15 protein-coding genes are annotated in these 24204 nt (G+C 61.8%); 8 read left to right on the forward strand and 7 right to left on the reverse strand.

All coding sequences use genetic code 11. From position 1 onward, the window contains the following. Nucleotides 1–131: 131 nt before the first annotated feature. Genes AB1286_RS31095 through AB1286_RS31105 form a run of 3 tightly spaced genes read right to left on the reverse strand, consistent with a single transcriptional unit; the run spans nt 132 to nt 4635 of the window. Entirely contained in the window at nt 132–1628 is a 1497-nt protein-coding gene (locus AB1286_RS31095; protein ID WP_430367029.1) for a hypothetical protein, read from the reverse strand. Then, the gene (locus tag AB1286_RS31100; RefSeq protein ID WP_430367030.1) at nt 1625–3880 is read right to left on the reverse strand and encodes a KGGVGR-motif variant AAA ATPase; all 2256 of its coding nucleotides are present in this window, start codon (nt 3878–3880) and stop codon (nt 1625–1627) included. Before AB1286_RS31100 ends, AB1286_RS31095 begins: the two co-directional genes overlap by 4 nt. Beyond that, nucleotides 3877–4635: a helix-turn-helix domain-containing protein gene (locus AB1286_RS31105; RefSeq protein WP_430367031.1), complete on the reverse strand. Its 759-nt coding sequence runs from the start codon at nt 4633–4635 to the stop codon at nt 3877–3879. The genes AB1286_RS31100 and AB1286_RS31105 overlap by 4 nt, the downstream gene beginning before the upstream one ends. Nucleotides 4636–5183: 548 nt before the next feature. Here AB1286_RS31105 and AB1286_RS31110 point away from each other — a divergent pair. After that, on the forward strand, nt 5184–11237 hold the full coding sequence (locus AB1286_RS31110; protein WP_430367032.1) for an alpha-2-macroglobulin family protein: 6054 nt from the start codon (nt 5184–5186) through the stop codon (nt 11235–11237). Nucleotides 11238–11325: 88 nt separating this feature from the next. After that, a complete protein-coding gene (gene pbpC, locus AB1286_RS31115) occupies nt 11326–13728 on the forward strand; it encodes a penicillin-binding protein 1C (RefSeq protein ID WP_430367033.1) in 2403 nt (800 codons plus the stop codon). A 47-nt stretch (nt 13729–13775) separates the two neighbouring features. On the opposite strand, the gene AB1286_RS31120 is transcribed toward pbpC, so the two are convergent. Then, a complete protein-coding gene (locus AB1286_RS31120) occupies nt 13776–14669 on the reverse strand; it encodes a LysR substrate-binding domain-containing protein (RefSeq protein ID WP_430367034.1) in 894 nt (297 codons plus the stop codon). 95 nt (nt 14670–14764) lie between these two features. Here AB1286_RS31120 and AB1286_RS31125 point away from each other — a divergent pair, with 95 nt between their 5' ends. From AB1286_RS31125 to AB1286_RS31140, 4 genes are all read left to right on the forward strand, one after another. Beyond that, on the forward strand, nt 14765–15157 hold the full coding sequence (locus tag AB1286_RS31125; RefSeq protein ID WP_430367035.1) for a 5-carboxymethyl-2-hydroxymuconate Delta-isomerase: 393 nt from the start codon (nt 14765–14767) through the stop codon (nt 15155–15157). 61 nt (nt 15158–15218) lie between these two features. Next, nucleotides 15219–16574 (forward strand): MFS transporter, encoded by a 1356-nt coding sequence (locus AB1286_RS31130; RefSeq protein ID WP_430367036.1) that lies wholly within the window; start codon nt 15219–15221, stop codon nt 16572–16574. A 131-nt stretch (nt 16575–16705) separates the two neighbouring features. Next, nucleotides 16706–17743, forward strand: coding sequence for a polysaccharide deacetylase family protein (locus tag AB1286_RS31135; RefSeq protein WP_430367037.1), 1038 nt, complete (start codon nt 16706–16708; stop codon nt 17741–17743). A gap of 99 nt (nt 17744–17842) precedes the next feature. Beyond that, nucleotides 17843–18349 carry a GNAT family N-acetyltransferase gene (locus AB1286_RS31140; protein ID WP_430367038.1) on the forward strand — a complete coding sequence of 169 codons (507 nt, stop codon included), beginning with the start codon at nt 17843–17845 and terminating at the stop codon, nt 18347–18349. Nucleotides 18350–18364: 15 nt separating this feature from the next. Here the strand turns inward: AB1286_RS31140 and AB1286_RS31145 are convergent, their stop codons facing one another. Then, the gene (locus AB1286_RS31145) at nt 18365–19822 is read right to left on the reverse strand and encodes an amidase (RefSeq protein WP_430367039.1); all 1458 of its coding nucleotides are present in this window, start codon (nt 19820–19822) and stop codon (nt 18365–18367) included. A 145-nt stretch (nt 19823–19967) separates the two neighbouring features. On the opposite strand from AB1286_RS31145, the gene AB1286_RS31150 reads away from it, so the two are divergent. Beyond that, nucleotides 19968–20879 (forward strand): LysR substrate-binding domain-containing protein, encoded by a 912-nt coding sequence (locus AB1286_RS31150; RefSeq protein WP_430367040.1) that lies wholly within the window; start codon nt 19968–19970, stop codon nt 20877–20879. A 28-nt stretch (nt 20880–20907) separates the two neighbouring features. Here the strand turns inward: AB1286_RS31150 and AB1286_RS31155 are convergent, their stop codons facing one another. Both AB1286_RS31155 and AB1286_RS31160 read right to left on the reverse strand, forming a co-directional pair. After that, a complete protein-coding gene (locus AB1286_RS31155) occupies nt 20908–21507 on the reverse strand; it encodes a hypothetical protein (protein WP_430367041.1) in 600 nt (199 codons plus the stop codon). Nucleotides 21508–21778: 271 nt separating this feature from the next. Further along, nucleotides 21779–23182, reverse strand: a complete 1404-nt coding sequence (locus AB1286_RS31160) for an MFS transporter (protein ID WP_430367042.1) — start codon at nt 23180–23182, stop codon at nt 21779–21781. A gap of 100 nt (nt 23183–23282) precedes the next feature. Between AB1286_RS31160 and AB1286_RS31165 the strand changes: the two genes are divergently transcribed. Continuing rightward, a complete protein-coding gene (locus AB1286_RS31165) occupies nt 23283–24152 on the forward strand; it encodes a LysR family transcriptional regulator (protein ID WP_430367043.1) in 870 nt (289 codons plus the stop codon). Nucleotides 24153–24204: the final 52 nt, after the last annotated feature.

Consider the following 24204-nt stretch of genomic DNA (forward strand, 5'->3'; position numbering starts at 1 on the left):
GACGATGAAGGTGAGCATTGATGGGTGGGGAGGTGGAGGCTCATTGGGCCTCCAGTGAATCGAAGCGGCTAGTGCCTGCCTTTTCTAATTGTCTTACCGTTTTGGCGACACACAGCCTGGGCGTGCCTGCGTCAGGCGATGTCCCACTCAACCAGCGCGGTTCGGGTCCATTCAGGTCCCCCGTTGCGCCATGTCACCACGGCGCGTTGAGGCGTACCGGCCGCATCGGCGCCGGCCACCAGGCGGCCTTCATCGTCGGCATCGCCGTCGCACGGCCCGACGACGAGCCCGCAGTGCGGAGCCTTCAACGGTATGCGAGGCGGGGCCATCAGGCCCGTGCAGCATGAAATGAGGAATCGCGTACGCGAGTCGTAGCTCATCGCGAAGGCTGCTGCGTGGGCCCATCTGCCGATCGACAAACCGCCGTCGAGAATCGGCGAGATGACCCAGTCGGGCTGAAATTGCCGGACGACCTCGGGGGCAAGGGGGCGATTGACGAGATCCTGGCAGATCAAGATCACGCACCGCCCGAGGTCGTCGATATCGACCACCAGCAATTCTCGCCCCGATGCGGTGTTTTCATAGACCATCCCATCGGCGGGATCGGGAAGACCCCACTCGATGGCGCGCTTTTGGCGTACTGCCGCCGGCCAGAGCTTGCGTTGTGCCCAGAGTGTCTTGCCGGTGCTACTCAGCACCTTCGCCTCGTTCCAAGGCAAACCTTCTTCTTGTTCGTCCGTCTCGCCGGAGCCTGCCACCACGAGAGAGGCTAGTTTGCGGGCGGACGTGCGAAGCAATCGCTTCAATTGCGTGGCTTGCGCACTGGTAACCGAGAATTCGGGCGCGATAGCGATAGCGATTTCCCGTTCGGCACTCAACGCATCGTGAATGCGTTGCGCGGCGTCAACCTCGGGCGACGGGCTGCATTGAACAAAGGCCCGATCGTGGCGAGTCGTAGAAGTCAATACGACCTCATCGCGCGTCTGCATAACCGGGATGAACGCGATCTTTTCCTCGCCGAATTGGGGCGCAGAGTCGACACCGTAGGCGACGCTTGTGTCGTACACACGTTGCGCTACAGAGATTCGGCCCGTACGGTAGTCGGCGAACGTCCGGTTCACGACGGTCAGGGCAGCGAATCGGTCGAGCAAGCTATCTGCGCTAGCCGCCGCCGGCTCGCGCTCGCGTCTTGTCAAAGGCCCCCGTGCCACCAAGCGATGCCCGGCGTTCTCCGCGTACCAACCCTGCGAATGCGCCCGCCATGCTTGGAGGCGTTTCAGCCAGGGCTGAACGGCGATATTCGCCGCGTCTGTCGGCGCAAGGTTGAGCGTCCGAGGGTGAATCGCCAGGAATGCCCGATCGATGCGATCCATGATCGCCAATACGCGGCCTCGCCACTGTACCGGCGAGAGGCCGATGGATTTTCTGAGTGCATCGAGGGCGGCACTGGCTTCGGCGATATTTCGCAGCGTAAGCGCGCGATCGACAGCGTCGCGAAACGCTTGTTTCGGCGTCTCGCTATGGGTGCTTTGAGCGGACGTCCAGTCCGCCGCTTCTAGCCAAAGCTCTAGAAATATGTCCGCCGGGCTGCGACCCGGTGGCGTGAACCGGAAAGGCACGACACTCATGTGTCGGCCTTTGGCGAGGGTCGCTTGCGGTGATCTTGAGCGGAACGAGAAGGTTCGAGCGCTGCGTTCGCATCGATACGCAACTGGATATTCTCTAGGCGGTCGTACAACCCGCCCGTCTCCTCGCTTTGTTCCGACGCCACGCGTCGTTCGAAGCGACTCGATATCTGCTTGCACACGCCTCCGAGCGCAGAAAGGACAGCTGTGACTCGCTCACCCGTCTCTCGATATAGTACGTCGACGATCTGTTCGATGTTCGACAGCAAACGCTCCGCCGTGCGCACGTACCGACCGTTCGAGTTGACCAAAGCGGCACTGACGCCTCGGTCTTGTTTCGCGAATACGGCCTCGCAGAAATCAAGCATCAACGACGGGTTCGGTGACTTGAGAACGACGTCGGAGAGACCGTTGAACCGTCTTGCGCGCAACGTGGCACTCGATGTCCACCGCATTGCCTCGACGGCATGCCGCGCCGCTTCGTCCCCGTCGATCAGCGACTCCTCAAACGAGGCGAGATACGTGTGGAGTTGCGAGCCTATTCGAAGCATCGTGGGACTGGCTTTCGCTTTATCGATCGCGCCGACCAAGACGTTCGCGACTTTCAACTCTTCGAGCGCCTGCCCCAACACGTCCTGTCTGATGAGCGCGTTGCCACTTTGCAGACGGCTATCGACCTCGGCACACATCAGCGCGTCCAGTTGGTCAGCCGCTAACTCCCGCCCCACAGATTCAGCCTTTTGGCGTACGCTCGCGACCATCCCGCGAAGCTCCGCACTGGCCTGCAACACTCGTTCGTAACCATCCGCTTCCGGAAGAAGCGACAGCGCCATTCGCTTACAGGCAATACGCTTAACCGCCGCTTCGATCGTCGGCTCCACCGCCAAAAGTCCGTCGAGCTCATCGAGAAGCGCCAGCCCCTCTTCGTCGTCGAGCATGTACAAACAACTTTCTAGATAGCGGTCGAGCGCAGCAATCAGAGAGGGCCGCCAATTCGGATCGTCAACCATCAGCGTCCGAAGCAACTCGATGGCCAACGGAAAGATGTCCACCGTCTCCATCGGATCGATCGCCTCCGCCGCGACGACGCTTTCCACCAATGCCCGCACATACTCGCTATTCAGCTCCTTGCCGTCGACTGCGGCATCGAGCGCGCCTTCGATCAGCCGCTGCAATTCCTCCACCATTCTCGTCGGATCGGCCGATCGCAACTTCGTCACATATTCGATCGTCGCGAGTCGCGGTTGCAATCGACTTCTCGCGTGTTCGACCCATTCGCGATCTAACGGGACAGCGTTGATATCGCGGCCGACGATATGCGAAGCAACACTCGCGTAGTTCAACGTCAACGGGTCTTTGGTCGGATCGTCAGTAAGAATCGGCGCCAACGTCTCGTAGTACGGGATCGTATTGGAGGCAAAGACGGAGAGCATCCGCAAATCTTCACGCGCCGCATCGCGCGAGAAACGGCCGATGCGCGTGAGTTCGGTGATCGCCTTGGCTTGCGCATCGCTCGCCTCGCCGGAATCGCCGGCGGCAACTCGCATCGGAATCGCGCGCACGCCCACCTGCTCCTCGCGTTTGCTGCGAATCGCCGCGGCCACACGAGCGACGCCATCGATATTCTGGCGATTCAAAACGAAACACAAACCGACCTTATCGGGCAACTGCATCGTGCAGACGCCGGCTACATCGGCCAGGCCCGTCCGACTGTCGACGAATACGACGTCATAATTCGCCTTCGCCCATCGCCTCAACTCCTGAAGCATGACGCCGCCGACACGCTCTTCGAAGAATGCGGGCCAAGCAAATTGCGCGAGCGCATCTTCGTAGGTCAGATCGCATGAGTCGATATGCCTGCTTCCCGCACCGATAAAATGAAGCGAGCCGCCGCTGGCGTCATCGGCGTACAAGCCATACGTGCATCGTTCGAATGCCTCGCCTGTTTTGCAATGCGTCAATAGCGCTTCGAATTCCTCGTCGCTTTTAACGTTGTTCGCCGCTTCGCTCCAGTCCCAGAGGATATCGAGAACGCCCGGCTGTTCCGCCAATTCCCTCGCTGGCGCCGAATCGAGCAAGCAGCGGAAATAATAGGCGAGCCCCGGCGCCTCCAAATCCCAATCCATGACGAGCACGCGCAAACCGTTCAGTGCCGAAAGGAAGGCGACATTCGCGAGCGTCATCGTTCGCCCGACGCCGCCTTTGAACGAATAAAACGTGATGATCTGCCCGTCTTGCGCGGAGGCCGGACTCATAACGCGAGCTCGCATTCAGGAGCGATGGCCAATGTCGTTTGTCCGCGCAAGAACGGCTCCGTGCCATTCATGGCTGCCTTTACAGCGGCGGATTGCCTTAGATCGAAGCCCGATTCGCCCCGCGGTTGCACATGCTTCGCGCCTCGCTCGGCGGGTCCTTGTTCACGCTCGCTAAGCAGCACCATGACTTGATGCGCGGCCGGGGTAAGGAAGTTGAACACTTCTCGTCCCCTTCGCCAAAAGTCGGTCACCCCCCTTTCCCGCAACTTCCTCAGTTCGCGACTGACCGTTGCCTCATCGAAATCCAGCGCAGCAGCCAAATCGACGTTGCGCAACTCCGTTTCGTATAACGCGTTTGCGTATGGGCGCCATGTCCCCTCCGCGATCAGCTCGGCGAAATCGTCTTCCACTCGGCGGGACGCCACCTGGGCAGCAAGCAGCTGAGCAAACCCCAGTTGGCCGAGCAGATGCGCCGCCTTGACCGACTGATCCGGCTCCCCCTCTCCCAAGGCTGCATCGACCGATTCTTGGGGCGCATGGCGGATCGCCTCCTTCACTACGGCAGCGAGACCCGAGGAAACCGACGCAATATCAGCCTTCGACGCGCCGGCCAACGCGTCCTCCAATCTCATAGCGATCTCGGCCATCACCGAGGCAGGGACATCGAAGCTGGACTGACTAAGGTGATGCTGTAGGTCCTCTACCAGCACCCAGTCGCCGGCATAGTCCCGGCCTGTCACGTGTTCCGTCGCCATTTTCTTCCTCCGGCCCGAGCCGCAAAGCTCAACTATACATCAATGATCTTTCGACGATGTCCGCGAAATCACCCCCACCCCTTCAGAAACATCAACTTTTCGTCAACTTTCTGGACGTTCGTCAGCCAATCATCCGATCAATAGTCGACAGACCGTCCGGCTTCCCGTTGTCGCATTCCCGATTCGCCCTCTCCGCCGCGCACCGCAGGCATCAAAAACACCCAAAGCGATTCGATATCCCACATCGAAAGCTATCAACCCAGCGCCGATAACCCAAGCGCCGACACCCCAATCAAATGCCATAGCCCCGCGCTTGTTTTAGTCATGTCGCATATGGCATGATCGCGACCAGTTCCACGTTGTTCGACATCCCTCGACATCAATTTCGGCATTGCTCGCGCGTTGAGAGGCGCGGTGCAAAGCCACCAATGCTCTGCAATACAAAGTGCGTACGCGGCCGATAGAACGCGTGCGGATTCGTCGGTAATAACAAACGTTAAAAGAATCGGGGGTAACGGCTTGCATGCTTATCCTCCGAAATGGAAAGCATGGGCCTCCTGCGATTTCTGATTCTCCTGCCGCTGCGCATCGTCCGCGGCCTACTTCACGTCCTGGCGCTCGTCGCGCGCACGCTATTCGGCAACGTCTCTTGGTCGGCACCCGCGTGGGCATCGGCGACTCGAGCGGCGGCTCTGCGCAATCCAAGGCAATTTGCAATCCGCACACTCGCCGCGGTCGCGTTCGTCGCAGCGGCGTGGGGCGGTTGGCATTGGTACGTGCATCGTCCGAGGCCGCCCGAGCCCGAGCGCATTACCTTCCAGGTCAAGGCCCCACCGGTCACGAGCTATGTGCAAGCGGACGGCACCCCTAAAATCACCATCCACCCGCTCGAAGTCGATCTCTCGCGCTCGGGCGCACCGATCTCGCTGGTCGGCAAGACGGTGACGAAAGGCATCGTCATGAAGCCGGCGCTCAAGGGCGAATGGACTTGGGTCGACGATCGCACGTTGCGCTTCATGCCCGCCGCCGACTGGCCTATCGGGGCGCACTTCGAAGTGAGCTTCGATATCAAGCAAGCGTTCGCCCCGCACGTCTTGATGGCCGAGGACCATCTCGCCTTCGACACCGCGCCCTTCACCGCCCAGGCGGGCGATGCCGAGTTCTATCAGGATCCGCAAGTTGCAACGGCCAAGAAAACGATCATGCCGGTGCGGTTCAACTACCCGGTGGACGTCGCGCAATTCGAAAAACGCATCGCGCTCGCCATGGCCGGCCCCGACGGCAAGTTCAATACGCCGCTCAAGTACTCGGTCGTCTACGACGCGACGAAGCTCAACGCATGGGTTCATTCGCAGCCGCTCGATCTGCCGCACGACGACGGCGCGGTCCAACTGACGCTCGATAGCGGCGTGCGCAGCGCCCGCGGCGGCGCGGGCACCAAAGACCCGTTGACCTCGGTCGTACGCGTGCCGGGCCTCTATAGTCTCGCCGTGAAAAGCGTGAGCCCGACGCTCGTCGACAACGACCACTACGAGCCGGAACAAGTGCTCGTCACCGAAATGAGCGGCGCCGTGCGCGGCAGCGACTTGAGCGGCACGATCAAGGCTTGGGTACTGCCGAAGCGCAAACCGGGCGCCGATCAAAGCGACGACGATCCTCCCTATGAATGGGATACCGCCGACGTCAGCGAAACCGTCCTGCGGCAATCGAAACCTTTGACCCTCGAACTCGTCCCCACCGAGAACGAATACGCCGAGCTCCAAAGCTTCAAGTTCCACGCCGACCCGGGGCAACGCGTCTACGTGCGCATCGCCTCCGGTTTGAAGTCGTTCGGCGGTTACATGCTCGGCAAGCCTTGCGTACAAACATTTACCGTTCCCGATTACCCGAAGCTGTTGCGCTTCATGGCCGACGGCTCGCTGCTCTCGATGAGCGGCAGCAAGCGGATTTCGGTCGTCTCGCGCAATCTGCCCGGCATGAAGCTGGAAATCGGCCGCGTTCTGCCGGATCAACTCCAGCATTTGGTGAGCTTCAATCAAGGCAGCTATACGCAGCCCGATCTCGGCTATAGCTTCAGCGAAGATCACATCGTCGAGCGCTTCGAACAAAAGCGGGTGTTCCCGAAGGCGGGACCCGGCGAAGCCCACTACGAAGGCGTCGATCTAGGCCAATATCTGAAAGAGGGCAAGCGCGGCGTGTTCCTGCTGCACTTGTCGGCCTACGACCCGGTCGCCGAGAAGAAAAAGGCGGACAAAGCGGTGCAAGCCGACAACGGCAACACCGACGACGGCGCGAACGGCGACGATGCCAATAACGACGGCGACGCTGGCAACGACACGCCATCGCCGACGGATACTCGCATGATCGTGGTCACGGACCTCGGCATGTTGGTCAAGCGCGCCCTCGACGGCAGCCAAGACGTCTTCGTTCAATCGATCCATACCGGGGCGCCGGTCGCCGGGGCGACGGTATCGGTACTCGCGCTTAACGGCCAGACGCTATACACGCAGGACACGACAGCCGACGGCGTCGTGCACTTCCCGACGTTCAAGGGCTTGGACCACGAGAAAAAGCCGATGCTCTACGTCGTCAAGAAGAACGACGATCTATCGTTCCTGCCCGTGGGCGGTCAAGACCGTCAGCTCGATTTCTCGCGCTTCGACGTAGGCGGCGAACGCAACCCGACGAGCGAAGGCCAGCTCAGCGCCTATCTGTTTTCCGACCGGGGCATCTATCGCCCGGGCGATTTGTTCCATATCGGCCTAATTGTGCGCGCGGCAAGCTGGTCGCGCAGTCCGTCCGGCGTGCCGCTGCAAGCGGAAGTAGTCGATCCGCGCGGCATCACCGTCAAGCGCATGCCGGTCTCGGTCGGCGATTCGGGCTTCGGCGAAGTCTCCTATACACCATCGGAAACGGCGCCCACGGGAACCTGGGCAGTGAATCTCTACATCGTCAAGAACGGTAAGACCGACGCGCCGATCGGCTCGACGACGGTACAAGTGAAGGAGTTCATGCCCGACCGCATGAAGGTCGAGGCGAAGCTCTCGCAGCAAGTCGCCGAAGGATGGGTCAAGCCCGATCAACTCATGGGCATCGTCGATGCGCAAAACCTATTCGGTACGCCCGCCGCGGACCGGCGCGTCGAGGCGTCTCTGACGCTGCGCCCCGTATGGCCGCAATTCCGTAGCTGGCAGGACTATCACTTCTTCGACGTGCGCCGCGCTCAGGAGGGTTACACGACCGCGCTGCAAGACGGCAAGACCGACGAGAAGGGGCATGCCCAGTTCGATCTCGACCTCAAGAAATACGCCGATGCGACCTACCAGTTGTATTTCCTCGCAAAAGCGCATGAAGCCGAAGGCGGGCGCAGCGTCGCGGCGAGCGCCCAAACGCTCGTTTCCAATGACGACTGGCTCGTCGGCTACAAATCGGTCGACGATCTGAGCTACGTGACGCGCGGCAGCCCGCGCGCGGTCCGCTTCGTCGCGATCGACCCGCAGGCCAAGGCGATGGAGTTGAAGGGTTTGACGGCGCAGCTCGTCGAACGCCGCTACGTCTCCGTGCTGACGAAACAAGACTCGGGGGTCTACAAGTACGACTCACGCCTGAAGGAAATCCCGATCAGCGAGACTGCGCTGACGATCCCCGCGACGGGACTCGCCTATACGCTTGCGACCGATAAGCCCGGCAATTACGCGCTGGTCATCCGCCGTGCCGATCGTACGGAAGTGAACCGCGTCGAATACTCGGTGGCGGGCGATGCGAACGTCTCGCGCTCGCTCGATCGCAATGCCGAATTGCAAATCAATCTCAGCAAGCACGACTACGCGCCCGGCGAGCAAGTGGAAATTGCGATTCGCGCGCCGTACGCCGGTAGCGGGTTGATTACGATCGAACGCGACAAGGTCTACGCGCACGCTTGGTTCCATTCCGATACCACGAGCTCGGTGCAGCACATCATGGTGCCGCCCGGTTTCGAGGGTAACGGCTATATCAACGTGCAATATATTCGCGACCCGTCGTCCGACGAAATCTTCATGAGCCCGCTGAGCTACGGCGTCGTGCCGTTCTCGGCCAGCATGGACGCGCGGCGCAATGCGCTGACGCTCGATACCCCCGCGCTCGTGAAGCCCGGCCAAACCGCCACGTTCAAGCTACACGCGGCGCATCCGACGAAGGCGGTGGTCTTCGCGGTCGACGAAGGCATCTTGCAAGTGGGACGCTACAAGCTCGGCGATCCGCTGCAATTCTTCTTCCGCAAACGGATGCTCGAGGTGGGTACGTCGCAGATTCTCGATCTCATCCTGCCCGAGTTCGAGAAGCTCATGCAGATGGCGGCCCCCGGCGGCGACGCCGACGACGCGATCGGCAGCCAGCTCAATCCGTTCAAACGCAAACGCGACAAACCCGTGGTGTATTGGTCGGGCATCGTCGACGTCAACGGCGAGAAGGACGTGAGCTACACGGTGCCGGACTACTTCAACGGCAAGCTTCGAGTGATGGCCGTCGCGGTCTCGCCGGATCAGGTGGGCACGGTCACCTCGAACACCACGGTTCGCGGCGACTTCGTGCTATCGCCGAACGTACCGACCACCCTCGCACCCGGCGACGAAGCCGAAGTCAGCGTGGGCGTGGCCAACAATCTGACGGGGCAAGGCGATAAACCGGTCCCCGTCACCGTGGCTTTGACGACCGGCCCGCAGTTGCAGATCATCGGCAACGCCTCGCAACCGTTGAACTTGGCATCGATGCACGAAGGCGTGGCGCTATTCCACGTCAAGGCCACCGGCACGCTCGGCTCGGGCAATCTGACCTTCAGCGCGCGCTACGGCGGCAAGTCCGCGGCGCAAAGCGTCGACGTGTCCGTGCGCCCCGCTGCGGCGTATCGCACGCAGGTCGATATTGCGCGCGTCGGCCCGAACAGCAGTGTCGACTTCGCGGGTTTGCGCACGATGTACGACGCCTACGCATCACGCGACGCCAGCTTCTCGACCCTTCCGGTGGTGCTATCGCAAGGACTCGCCTCGTGGCTCGTCAACACGCAGAATTACTGTAGCGAACAGCTCGTCAGCGAGGCCATGCCCCGTTTGATCGCGACGAAATGGCCCACCGTCCCGGCACTCGCGCGAGCGCTTCAACCGACCAACGGGGGCGTGCGCCAGACGAACGACCAAGCGCTCGCGCAGATGCTCGATGCGCTGCGCTCTCGCCAGAACAGCGAGGGCGGCTTCGGCGTTTGGACCGCGACGCCGGACGCCGATCCGTTCGTCTCCGCCTATGCCATGCATTTCCTGTTGGAAGCACGCGACCGGGGCGTGGCCGTTCCCAAAGACATGCTCGACGCGGGCAATCAGTATCTGCACCATCTCGCGAGCGACGACAGCTTGGATACCCTCGACCTGCTGCGTCAGCGGGCCTACGCGGTCTACCTGCTGACGCGGCAGGGCAATGTCACGACGAACGATCTCGCCGCCGTGCAAAAGCGGCTCCAGGAGGCTTTCCCGAACGACTGGAAGAACGATCTCGCGGCCGCTTGGCTCGCGGCGGCCTATGAGCTCTTGATGCAGGACAAGCAGGCCAAGGCCCTGATTGCCGGACCGCAACGCGCGCTCGAAGCCAAGCTGGACGATAAGAACTTCGCCTACGGCTATTACACCGATCCGCTGACGCGCGATGCCAGCGTCCTTTACTTATTGGCCAAGCATTTCCCCGATCGCGCCAAGGCACTCTCGCCGCAAGTGATGGAGAACATCGCCATGCCGCTTGCGCGCAACGAGTTCAATACGCTGTCCTCGGCGATGACGGTACTCGCGCTCGATGCATACGCCAATCTGAACGCAAGCGGGATCGACAAGCTGGCGATCAACGAAGTGCACGCGGACGGCAGCGCCAAGACCATCTCGTCGTTGCAGGCCGGTCTGCTGCAATCGGGCAGTTGGAGCACGGCCGCGACGAAGCTGCGCTTCGCCAACGGCAGCGCCTTGCCGGCCTGGCGCGTGACGAGTCAGTCGGGCTACGATCGCGGCGTCCCCGACAAGGCGATCGCCAATGGGCTCGAGATCGTGCGCGAGTACACGGACGCCAACGGCAAACCCCTCGACAAAATCACCGTCGGCGAGGAAATCCAGGTTCACGTCAAGATTCGCGCGACGAGCGACCATGACGTCGGCAATGTCGCCATCGTCGATTTGCTGCCGGGCGGCTTCGATCCGGTCATCGAACCGCCGCCGGCCGCGAACCCGCCCGATGACGGCGGCAACGGACAAGACGGCCAAGGTGGGCAGGACGCGGAGCCCGGCCAATCCGGCGACGCATCGAACCAAGACGGCGATAACGGCGGCAACGCCCAGAGCGCACCTTGGCGGTCGCCGATAGGCTTAGCGACGTCGACGTGGCGCCCCGAGTACGCGGATATTCGCGAAGATCGCGTCGTGATTTACGGCACCGCGACCTCCGACGTCAAAGAGTTCGTCTATCGTATTCGAGCCGGCAATGCCGGCAAGTACGTCGTCCCGCCGGCGTTCGGCGAGTCGATGTACGATCGACGCGTCCAAGCCCGCTCGCAAGGCGGCGCCACGCTTACGGTGGAACGCCCGAGGTAAGCGCGCCGCGACACGTCGCAAGCCTATCCTTGTCGACGTGTCGCGCGCCCAATGAGCGCCGCTCCCGAATTCAGTCGAACGCCTTATCGTGTCTCCTTTTCGTTCCATCGTGCAGACGTGCGGCCGCTGGCTTGTGCGTCTGCAAAACTGGCTCGTCGGCCTACTGCTGATCGCAGCCGCGCTGCTCGCCTGCCGGTTGTGGCCGCATCCCCCGCTGCGCGACTGGAAGCCGTCGTCCACGGCCGTCTATGACGATCGAGGGCGGCTGCTGCGGCTTACCCTCGCGAGCGACGATCGCTTCCGTCTGTGGGTACCGCTCAAGGAGATGTCGCCGCAACTCGTCGAAGCGGTGCTCTTGCACGAGGATCGGTGGTTTCGCTGGCATCCGGGCTTCAGCCCCTATGGGCTCGCACGCGGCGCTTGGGTGACTTACGTCCGCCATGGCAACCGGCAGGGCGGGTCGACGATCACGATGCAGCTCGCGCGCTCGCTGTGGCAAATGAACACGCGTTCGCCATGGGGCAAGCTCAAACAAGTCGGGCGCGCGCTCGAACTCGAACTGCTCTATTCGAAGGAGCAGATTCTCGAAGCCTATTTGAACGACGCGCCCTACGGCCGCAACGTCGAAGGCGCCGGTGCGGCGAGTATTGCCTACTTCAACCGCGCGGTGAACGACCTCAGTTTGCCCGAAGCGCTAACGCTGGCCGTCATCCCGCAAGATCCCACGCATCGCCTGCAAAACGCACGAGCCGCAGGTGTCTCGCAAGCCGACACCGTCATCAATCACGCTCTGACGGTAGCGCGCAATCGCCTCTATACGCGATGGCTGGAGCACCACCCCAGCGATGCCGCGTTGGGGCCGCTCTTTGCGCTGCCTTTGCGCATTCGGCCGTTATCGCGGCTACCGTTCGAGGCGCCGCATGCGGTCGACCAAGTGCTGACGGCGCGCAAGATGGACAGCACCGATTCAGCGTCGCGCGTGCGGACCACGCTCGATCTCGCGCTCCAACATATCCTCGAGCGGGAAGTCGCGCGCTATGTGGCACGCAACGAGAATATCGGCATACGCAATGCGTCCGCCATCCTCGTCGATACGCGCGACATGGGCATCAAGGCGCTCGTAGGCTCAGCGGATTACTTCGACCGCACGATTCAAGGCCAGGTGAACGGAACGCTTGCGCGGCGCTCGCCGGGCTCGACGCTTAAGCCGTTCATCTACGCGTTGGGCTTCGATCAGGGCGTATTGCATCCGCAAACCGTCTTGCGAGATGTTCCCACGTCGTTCGGCCCGTACGCCCCCGAAAACTTCGACGGTCATTTTCTCGGGCCGATCACGGCAACCGAGGCATTGAACCGCAGCCGCAACGTCCCCGCCGTGTGGGTCGCCTCGCAGTTGCACTCGCCCAATCTCTATCAATTCCTGCAAGAAGCCGGTATCGGCCACATGGCGAGCGAACAGCACTATGGGCTTGCGCTCGTGCTGGGCGGGGGCGAGGTATCGATGCAGGAGCTGGCGTCGCTCTACGCGATGCTCGCCAATCGCGGCGAGCTCAAACCGTTGCGGTTGCGCGCGAGCGATCCGCGCCCGAAAGGAATCCGTCTGCTCAGCGACGAGGCAAGCTTCATGGCGATGGACATCCTGCGCCAGCACCTGCGGCCCGACGAGACCTCCGGCGCGCAGCCGTCGAGCCTGCCCGTCTATTGGAAGACCGGCACGTCTTGGGCATATCGCGACGCGTGGACGGCCGGCGCATTCGGTCCCTACGTGCTCGTCGTGTGGGTCGGCAACTTCGACGGCACCGGCAATCCGGCCTTCGTCGGCGTCGACGCCGGCGCGCCGCTGTTCTTTCAAATCGTCGATGGGCTGCAAGCCGAGTTTCCGCAATTGGCCGAGCCGCAACGGCCGAGACCCGCGAACCTGAAACGCGTTCAAATCTGCCTCGCGAGCGGCGATCTGCCGAATCAATGGTGCCCGCAGCGCGGTTGGACCTGGTTCATCCCGGGCAAGTCGCCGATTCGCGTCAGCAACGTCCATCGTCCTTTGGTGATCGACGATGCAACCGGTCTGCCCGCGTGTCCGCCGTATTCCGGCAAACGCACGCATGAGGAGGTGTACGAATTTTGGTCGTCGGATTTGCAACAGGTGTTTGCTCAAGCAGGTATCGCGCGCCGCAAACCGCCGACCAATCCGGCATGCTTCAATGCGGGCACGCCTGAAGGCACGCCGCCGCAAATTACATCGCCCGTGTTAGGCAGCATCTACACGATGCGCCTCACGCAGCCGGATAAGCAGCGCATCGCGTTGAGCGCAACGGCCGATGCGGACACGCATACGCTTTACTGGTTCGTCAACGACGAATACATCGGCCGCAGTGCGCCAGGCAGCGCGTTGTATTGGCAACCGGGCACGGCCGGCAACTACAACGTGCGAGCCATCGACGATCATGGGCGCGTCGATCAACGCGCGCTTCAAGTGAGTTTGATCGAGTGACGAATAGGCCATTCGAGCCTTAAGGCTGCGGCCCTACGCTTCGAATCTCACTTTGCCGCGATCTGCTCGGCTAACGCTTGTGCAAACTGCTCCACGGCGGGAGAGAACGTTTTTCCCTTGCGCCAGCGCAGCGCGCCGATGCGTGTCAATCCTTCGTCTGCGATCGGTGCCCAGGCGAGCGGCGTGCCGCGCGGCAATGCGAGACGGCTTGCGATCGTCGCATGCTGGCCGTTCTCCGCCAGCCGCATCAGCGAATCGACGTTGGCGGTCTCCACTCGCACGTCGAGCGCGATGTTCGCCTTCGCGAACACGGTATCGATTTGCCGACGCATGGCGAAATCCCCGTTGAGCAATGCCAGGGGGCGTCGAGCCACGGTCTGAAGCGATACCGGCCGCTTGCGCCCCGCCGACGATGCGAGCCAAGCTAGACCCAGCGTTTCCTCAAAAAGCGTGCGCTGATCGATGTCGGCGCTCGACAAATGCGAAAACGCAACGCCGATATCGAGTTCGTTGTCCGACAGCGCCCGATCGATGACGGCAGCGGGCAACTCCCGCACCGACACACGCAATTGCGGATGCCGAGTCAACACCGACGCAATGGCCGGAACGACTAGCGCACGCGCATAAGTTTCGATCGCACCGATACGCAGCGACCCGTGCACCGTCCGCGATTCATCCACCGCATCGGTCAACACAAGATCGATTTGAGCCAGCAGCGGATCGAGCCGTGCGAAGAGTCGCTCTCCGGCATGAGTCAGCGCGATGCCTCGGCCGACGCGATCGATTAACGCCACACCCATGAGCGCCGTCAATTCGCGCAGATGTTGTGACAGCGCAGGCTGCGTGAGATGCAGTTCGGCAGCGGCACGCGTGACGCTACCGGCTCGCGCGACCGCGAGAAAGCTGCGCATGAGGCGCAGATCGATCGCCGCCGTATTCATAAGCAATCCTTATTTATCGCGTCGAGAAAGATAAATATACACGACGACGTTCCCTCTCTATTCTTCGGCAACGTTCCACGTCCCGAGCTTGTCCGATGCCGCACCTCATTTACGAAGCCACGCCTGCCCTACGAAAAGCGATCGATTTTCCGACGTTAGCGCGCACGGTTCACGAGCATCTCGCGGCCACGGGTCACGCCGTGCTCGATGAACTCAAAAGCCGGCTCTATGCCGCCGACGACTTTCTTGCCGGCGGCGATCCGAGCGGGGAGTTCATCGTCGTGCGGCTCATCCTCTCCAAGGCGAGATCTCCGCAGATCCAACGTTCGATGGGCGAGGTCGTACACGACGTGATCGAACGCGCGATCGCACCTGCCGCGGGCGATCGTTGGTGGCAATGCTGCGTATTCGTCGTGGACGCCAGTAGGGATCCCTACATCAAGTCCATCTCGGGAAGCCACAGTATGTCCACGGCAGGCGTTGCTTGAAGCGGCGGACACCCAACGGCGAGACCGCCGCTCAATCGACAGAAAAAGACAGGAGACGACTGTGAACACGATCGATGCAATGAAGGACTCCACGGCGCGCTTTCCGGCGCAGGCGGAGCCACACACCGCCGAAGTGGGCGATGCGCTGTATCGGCGCATCGTCTGGCGCTTGATGCCGCTGCTGCTCGTGGCACAGGTACTGGCGTATTTGGACCGCGTCAACGTCGGCACCGCCAAACTTCAAATGGCGGCACAGCTAGGCTTTAGCGAAGCCGTATACGGTTTCGGGGCCGGGATTTTCTTTGTCGGCTATTTCCTCTTCGAAGTCCCGAGCAATCTCATGCTGCATCGGTTCGGGGCGCGCCGGTGGATTGCGCGAATCATGGTCACCTGGGGCATCGCATCCACGGCGGCCGCGCTCGTGCATACGCCCGCCACGTTCTACCTCCAACGCTTCTTGCTCGGTATGGCCGAGGCCGGGTTCTTTCCCGGCATCGTGCTTTACCTAACGTACTGGTTTCCGGCACATCGGCGCGGCCGCATGACCACCCTGTTCATGAGCGCGACGGCGGCCGCCGGCATTTTCGGCAATCTGCTCTCAGGGTGGATCATGGCGAATCTCGACGGCTTCGCGGCTCTCGCGGGATGGCGCTGGAACTTCATCGTGGGCGGGCTGCCGACGATTGCCGTGGGCATGACAATCCGCTCCCTGCTGCCCGACACGCCGAACGACGCGCGTTGGCTCTCGCCTACCGAGGCACAAGCCGTACGCCGTGCGCTTGTCGACGAGAATCCGGCGATCGCCGCCGCGCAAACCGGCGCGAAGCCCTCGCTCGTCGATCTATCGCTGCTTTCGTCGATCTATTTCTTACTGCTCGCCGGTCTTTACGGCCTTGGCTTTTGGTTGCCCACGCTCGTTCGCGCCGCCGGCTCCGCCAACCTCGCGATGGTCGGCGTGCAAAGTTCGATCCCATACCTGGCCGCAATCTTCGTCATGAACGTCTGTGCGCGCCGCGCCGATCGCAATCGGAGTTGGCTCGCGCACGTCGTAGGCGGCGCAGCGATAGCGGCGATCGGATTTGCACTGATGGCCTTCGGCAAGCAGAACGTGTTTTCCGTACTCGTCGGCGCCTCGATCGGCTGTGCCGGCACGCTAACCGCGCTACCGCTGTTTTGGAATCTGCCCACCATGCGCTTGACCGGTACGGCCGCCGCAGCGGGCATCGCCGCCATCAACAGCATCGGCAACCTATCGGGCTTTTTTGGGCCGTTTGCCTTCGGCTGGTTGAAAGACCGTTTTCACGATGCCACCGCGGCCACCGCACTGCTGGCGGTGAGCGCTGTCGCGGCGGCACTGCTAACGCTTGCATGGCGTATCCGTTCTCGCCGCCCGACTGTGCGCGCCACGCATGGCTGATCGCGCACTCGCCGCTTTCCTGTTCGGCTTGAAAGTCTGTTCATCACGAGCCCAATTCTCGAACCGTCCTATCAGTCTGAGAATGGGCGCTCAACCCATCACGCGTTTCGAAGAGGAACACCGATATGCCAATGAAAGATAGCCCCTCACAAGACCTATCGAATGAACAGACGCCGAGCACGCCCAGCCGACGCTCGTTCATGGCCCAAGCGGGCCTAGGCGCGGGTGCGCTCGCGCTTGGCGCCGTCATGGCCGGTCAAGCCGCCGCGCAAGGGAGCGCACCGATCGCCGGCGTAGCCGCAACCCCGAAGCAGGGAGAGTTTTGGCCCAACGGCGCGCGACTCGTCATCTCGATCTCCATGCAATTCGAGGCAGGCGGTCAACCGGCCAAGGGGGCCGATAACCCCTTTCCGAAGGTCGACTTCCCGCCGAGCGTACCGGCCGACCTAGCTGGGCAGACATGGTTCGCCTACGGCTACCGCGAAGGCATTCCGCGGATGCTCGATCTATGGGATCGTCACGGCGTGAAGGTTTCGTGTCACATGATCGGCGAGGCCGCCAAGCGTCACCCGGAACTCGCACGCGAAATCGTCGCACGCGGTCACGAAGCCACAGGGCATGGGCCGCGCTGGAGTTCGCAGTATGCGATGACGCCCGCGCAGGAGCGCGAGTTTTTGATTCAAGCGCGCTCGATGGTGGAAGAGGTCACGGGCCAGCGCCCGATCGGCTACAACTGCAATTGGCTGCGACGCGGACCGAACACGCTCGCGCTTTTGCAGGAGCTGGGCTACGTCTACCATATCGACGATCTGAGCCGCGACGAGCCGTTCATCGAAAAGGTCAACGGCAAGGATTTCGTCGTGGTGCCGTACACGCTGCGCAACAACGACATTTTGCTCGTGGAGGGCCGCAACTACTCCCCGGCGAAATTCCTCGAGCAAATCAAATTCGATTTCGATCAGCTTTATGAAGAGGCGGGCTCTCGACGGCGCATGATGTCGATCAGTGCCCATGATCGAATTAGCGGATCGCCGCAAATGGTCCGTGCTTGGGATCAATTCCTGCGGTATGCGAAGAGCCACCCCGACGTGGCGTTCATGCGCAAAGACGATATCGCGCATTATGTGTTGCAAAGTCCCCTCACCGTGCGCGAGATAGAGACCATCTAGTCGTTGGCCCTCTTCTAAGGGCTCCCGGGGCAAGACCTTGCGTGCGGTTCGCGATCTCCGTTAAGGTAGCGAAACCTTACCGCACAGTGCTACGAAATCATGACCACCGTCCGCCAGCTAGGTCCCGACGATGCCGAACGCTTCAAATCGCTGCGCCTTCTCGCCGTCGAGACCTCGCCCACATCGATCTGGCCGAGTCGGGACGAGGAAATGGCAAAGCCGATCGAGCAAGTACGGCAGCGCATAGCGGGCACGCTGACTCAAGCGGTATTCGGTGCGTTCGACGGTGACGCACTGATCGGTATAACAGGCGTTCGCCGAGAGCCGCTCGCTCAGGTCGGGCACAAGGCTACGATCTGGGGCGTGTTCGTCGCCCCTGCTTATCGAGGGCAAGGCGTCGCACGGGCGCTCCTGTCCGCCGCATCGCATCACGCGGCGGAAAACTGGCGAGTCGTTCAACTCATGCTCTGCGTGAACGCCGAAAACCTGGCGGCGAAGCGTCTCTATGAGTCGCAAGGCTTTCGGACGTTCGGCGTAGAGCCGCGCGCGATGCGCGTCGGCGAGCGGTACTACGACGAAGAGCATATGTGCAAGCCACTGATCTAGCGCTACGGACTCACATCAAGCGAGCCCACTTCCCGCCCAAATCGGCGGCCGCCGATTCGCCCAAGGCCGCGCGGATTCGAGCTGCCCGGCGAGTCGCAGCAGCACATGCTCTTTCGCGAAGCCTGTCGCGAACTGGATCCCGACCGGCAGCCCCGACTCCGGGTGTACTTCCAACGGCACCGACATCGCCGGCACGCCCGCTACATTCATCGGCGGCGTGAACGGCGCCTGGCGAAACACATGCTCGGTCCATTCCAGCCCGTTCATGCGCTCGGCACCCGCGTTATACGTCCCGATCCGAGGCGCCATTTGCGCGAGCGTCGGCGTAAGCAGTACATCGTATCGTTCGAACCAAGCGCCGATCGATCGCGTGACCGTGTTACGCATTGCCAATGCGTCTGCGAATGCGCAGGCTTTCTGCTCCAAGCCATAACGAAAGCATGCCAAAGTGGCAGGCTCGAGCGTCGTCGTGTCGATCGGCCGGCCCGTAGCAGCCGCAAGCCCTTCGATCCAGCCGACCAACGTCGCGCTCCAGATCGTCGCGTTCATTTGCACGAACGCATCCCATGAAATGCCGATATCCAGCCTAGCATCCGCCACCTCGTGGCCTAGCGCTTCCAACAGCGCGACCGTCGAGCGCATGGCCGCAGCGATGGCGGGATCGGTGCGATCCCCGTTCCAAGGATTCGTCATCACCCCGATTCTGAGCTTGCCGGGATCGCGGCCCACCTCCGAAAGGAACGTTCGCTCGGGCGCAGCCGTAACGTACGGCTCGCCGCTCGCCGCTCCTTGAACCGCGTCGAGCAGCGCGGCGCTATCCCTGACGCTCCGGCTCACACCCAATTGCACACCGAAGCCTGCGAAGACCTCGTCGAGCGCCGGGCCGTTCGAGACACGACCGCGCGTCGGCTTCAAACCGAATAGGCCGCTACAGGCAGCGGGGATACGGATCGAACCCGCCGCGTCGGTGGCATGTGCGAGCGGCACAATGCCGGCGGCTACGGCGGCGGCCGATCCGCCGCTCGAGCCGCCCGCGCTCGATTCGGGATGCCATGGATTGCGTGTCGCGCCCTGGAGCACCGACTCGGTGGTCGTACTGAAGGCCAATTCCGGCGTGGTCGTCCGTCCGATCGTGACCAACCCCGCTGCGCGAAAGCGCGACATGAGCCATGAATCGGCGGGGGCAACGACGCCGCGGGCAAGCCGGCTGCCGAGTTCGAGCCGCTTGCCTTGCATCGATACCGCAAGATCCTTGATGAGAAACGGGACGCCTGCGAGCGGCCCTGCATCGTCCTGCGCGCGCATGCCGCTCTCGGCCGCGGGCCAGTCCTCGATCACCGCGTTGATCCTTGGATTCACCGCGTCGATCGCGGATCGCGCCGCGTTCGCGAGTTCGTCGGACGTGACTTCCTTCGCCGCAACCAGCCCTGCCAGCCCGATCGCGTCGTACTGCGTGTATTCGCTCAAGCGCATGCCCACCTCCGTTGAATTGAAGGTGAAGATAACCGCGATATCGTGCCTCGATTAGTCCTTTGCGCCGGTATGGATTGTGTCGCCGATGGCACAATACCTCTGTTATCTTCCAGATCGCCGCAACGCAAATCGAACTCGCGCATCGATGACCAGAGACCTCAACGACACGCTCGTCTTTCTTCGCGTCGTGCACGACGGCAGCTTCACTGCCGCCGCGGCGGCCCTGCGGATACCGAAAACCACCGTGAGCCGGCGCGTGAGGGAACTGGAAACCCACCTCGGCGCGCGGCTTTTGCACCGCACGACTCGCAAGTTACGTCTGACCGAAGCGGGCGCGGCTTACGTAGAGCGCTGCGGTGGTATCGCAAAGCAGCTAGAGGAAGCCGAAGACGCCGTGCATCGCATTCGCGGAACGCCTGGCGGTTGGCTGCGCGTGACGCTGCCGTTTTCATTCGGCGCGACGTGGATCTCCCCGTTGATCGCGGGCTTCTGCTCACAGTACCCGGATGTTCGCCTCGATATCCTCGCCACGCATGTGCCGCTCGATCTGTACGAGGCCGAGATCGACGTCGCGCTACGTCTCGGATCGCTTCCCGATTCGAGCTTAGTGGCGCGACGCCTGGGCAGCTTTTCGACGTCGCTTTACGCGAGTGCCGCGTACATCGAGCAAAGCGGCGCCCCGCAAACGCCAAGCGATTTAAGACACTATGCCACCCTCACGCTCCATCAAGCGCGCATCGACAACGGCTACGCGTGGCCGCTGCGCATAGCCGGACGCAAACCGCGCCTGTATCCCGTGGATCCCGTCATCGTCGCGAGCGACCCCGCGCTGCTGCTCGACGCCGTACGCGCGGGCAAAGGCATCACGTTGGCGATGGACGCCAGCATGGCGCCCGAACTCGGCGCACGACGGCTGACCAAGGTATTGCCCGAATGGATCGGCCCACCGCAGGATTTAAACGCGTTATACCCGCGCGACCGTACCCCCTCGGCGAAGTTGGAGGCCTTCGTGCGCTACTTGAAAGCCCAACTTCGCCCCGGAAAAACTACGGGCTAGACGAACGAGCCAAACGAACGATCGCAAATCACCCGTTCGATCGCACGAAGTTATAGTGCCGAGCCTGCTTCAACACATAGTACGAGCCGCTTTGCCCGACGGCTCGCTCGAACGCCGGGAGAATGTCGTCATGGTTCGCGCCGAAGAACAATAGGATGTTGTTCTTCGTGTTTTGCGCACCTGTGGAGACGCACGCTGCCAAATATCCCGCCACGGCTATCGATCTTTGCGCGACCGAGAGTCCTTGCCAAAAATTTGCGTTCGCATTCGGCTGAGTGAGGTTCTCTTCTCGTGCTACGTTGACGCCGGCGGCTGTCGGTGTGGCATAGGTACCCGCCATGCCCCGCTCGAAAACGACCAAATTCACGCTCAAGGTCGGCACAGGCGCGGAGATCGCCGCGAGGGCCGCATTGGCGCGAGCCGTATCCGCGGCATTTCCATGTGTCTCGCCGAGCAAGACAATGTTCGTCGACGGCGTGCCGCACCCGGTCAAGAATGTTTGCAGGTTCGCAGCGGTCGTATTGGCGGCACTGGTGACGCTAGTGGATGCGATATCGTCGCCCGTCGGCATATTGGTCGCCGGATATTTATGCCTCAGATCGGCAATCGTCTGCAACACCAACGACATGAAGTTTCCAGGACCGCTCGGGGCCGGCTTATAAGCGGTCATATACAGTGAATAAAGCTCGTTGGCATATTCTGTCTGGGGCAACGCGATCATAGTATTCACCTCGGTTAGGTTGGTACGTACCGTGAAACGCCCGCGGTACGTGCGGACAACTGAACCCAATCTATTACCGGGTATCGCAAGTCGAAATAGTGCAATCGGGCCGCTCGAAGCGACGGGAAGCACGTCATAGACACCACCGCACGCCTGACAAGCATCCCCAACGCTTCGCTTAACCGGCGACGCTTGGCTCTTCTCGTGCGGCGTCGCGCGCTCGACGCTGTGAATCGAGCCGCAAGCCGCAGAGCATTGCCCCCATCAACAGCATCGCGACGGCCAAACCGATGGAAACGTGCATTCCGAACATGAACGCCCGGCTGCCGGTATCGCGCACGAAATAGCCGAATACGGCCACCCCGAGCAAACCGCCGACTTGACGCGCCGCGTTAAGCACGCCGGAGGCGATGCCCGCACGCGATGCATCCACGGATGACAAGGTAACGTTGACCAGAGTCGGCACGATCAGCGCGATACCGCTCGCCGCCAGCAACATCGGTATGACAAGCCATCCGTAGGCGCCGTGCACCTGCACCGGCATGAGCAGCAGATAGCCCAGCGCCGCGGCGACAAGCCCGACCACCATGAGCCGACGCGCGCCCAATCGCGAAACTAAACGGCCGGCCAATACGTTGACGAGTGCGAGCACGACCGTCATTGGCAAGAAGGCGAAGCCGGTTTGCTGCGGCGAGAAATGCTGTTCGATCTGGAAGTACAAGCTAAAGACGAACACCAATCCGTAATACGCAAAATTCACGATAACGCCGCATATCGAAGCAATCGCAAACGGCGGCGCGCTAAACATGCCGAGGGGCAACATCGGCGAGCTTGCGCGCCTCTCGATCGAAACGAACGCGGCGACGAAGATCACCGTCAACGCCCAGCCCGCGATAACCCATGGACTATCCCACCCCAGCCGACCCACTTCGGCGAGCGTGGCGGTTAGCGCGGCAAGGGAAAGCATCGCGGAGAGCTGCCCCGGCCAATCGAGGCTGCGTCGATGCCCGATACCGTCCGCTTGGACGTAGCGCAACGTCAGACACAAGCAAACGAGGCCGATCGGCAAATTGATCAGAAAGATGCTGCGCCACCCGAAGTGCGTCACCAGCGCACCGCCTACAACCGGGCCCGCCGCAAACGCCATGCCACCGATGGCTCCCCACCAGCCCACGGCGCGGCTGCGTTGCTCGGGATTGGGAAAGGCGCGCTGCAACATTGTCAGTGAATTGGGCACCAAGAGCGCCGCACCCAAGCCTTGCACCAACCGTGCACCCACCAGTACGGCGAAGTGCTGAGCCACGCCACAACCAACGGACGCCACAGTGAACAAGGCCAATCCGCAAAGAAATACCTTGCGCGGGCCGAAGCGGTCCCCCAACGCGCCGCTCGTCAACAATAGCGCCGCGAATACGAGCGTATAGCCGTTGATCACCCATTGCAGGTCGGCCACATCGATACCGAAGCGCCGCAGCAGCGCATCGAGCGCTACGTTCACGACGCTCACATCGAGCAGCACGACGACAAAACCCAACGCCGCGGCCACCAAGGTGCCTCGCGACGAAACCGATCGCACATTCATATCGCCTGAATCCAAGAGTGTGAATAGCTGCGATGGTGAAGGCGTTCGTTACGTGCGTAAATTCGGTAAGATCGCACATCATCTATGAAAAAATGCACAGATGGCCGATTGGGAAAATCTTCGCTATTTTTTGGCGCTTGGCCGCGCGGGCACCTTGTCGGGTGCGGCGCGCGCGCTGAAGGTCGATCACGCCACCGTCAGCCGCCGAGTCGCCGCGTTGGAAGCCGAACTTCAAGCGGTCCTGGTCGAGCGTCTGCCTCGCTCTTGCCGGCTTACCGCCGCGGGCCTACAGGTTTTCGAGCGGATTCAGACGATGGAAGAGGCGGCGTTTGCGATCGACCGCGAGACGCAAGCGCAGCAGAGCACGCAACATGGCCGCGTCACGGTTAGCGCCTCGCCCGTGCTGTCTTCGCATTTCCTCGCGCCGCGCATGGCCGCATTTCAAGCGTTGTATCCGAACATCCAGCTCTCCGTATCGGCGGAAGCACGCCAGGTGTCGCTTAATCGCGGGGAGGCCGATATCGCTTTGCGTCAGACCCGCCCTACCGAGGCGAGCAATATCGCGCGCCGTATCGGCCGGATGCCGTTCGCTTTATATGCGAGCCGCGATTACTCGGCGCTCGCCAGACCCGAGCACTGGCGTTTCATTGTCTATGACGAGCAATTTGCCGATATGCCCCAGCAGCACTGGATATTGGGCCTTGCCGGTAATCGAGCGATCGCGTGCGAATTGAGCGACATCAGCAGCCATTTAATCGCAGCCCATTCGGGCGCGGGCGTGGCGGGGCTGCCTTGTTTCTTGGGCGACGCGCATGCCGGCCTCGTCAAGCTGGAGCTCGGCGCGAACATGTTTTCGCGCGATATTTGGCTGGTTACGCATCGAGATTTGAAGCGCTCGAACCTCGTGCGCACGGTGATGAACTATTTGGCCGAGTCGTTCGCTCAAGCTCCCGGGCTCAGGCGCGCTTAGTTTTCGCCCAAAATATCGCCGACGTCTCTATCATGATCTACGTTGCGCTAAA

Origin of the sequence: Trinickia sp. NRRL B-1857 (assembly GCF_050470685.1) — a bacterium.
Lineage (GTDB): Bacteria > Pseudomonadota > Gammaproteobacteria > Burkholderiales > Burkholderiaceae > Trinickia.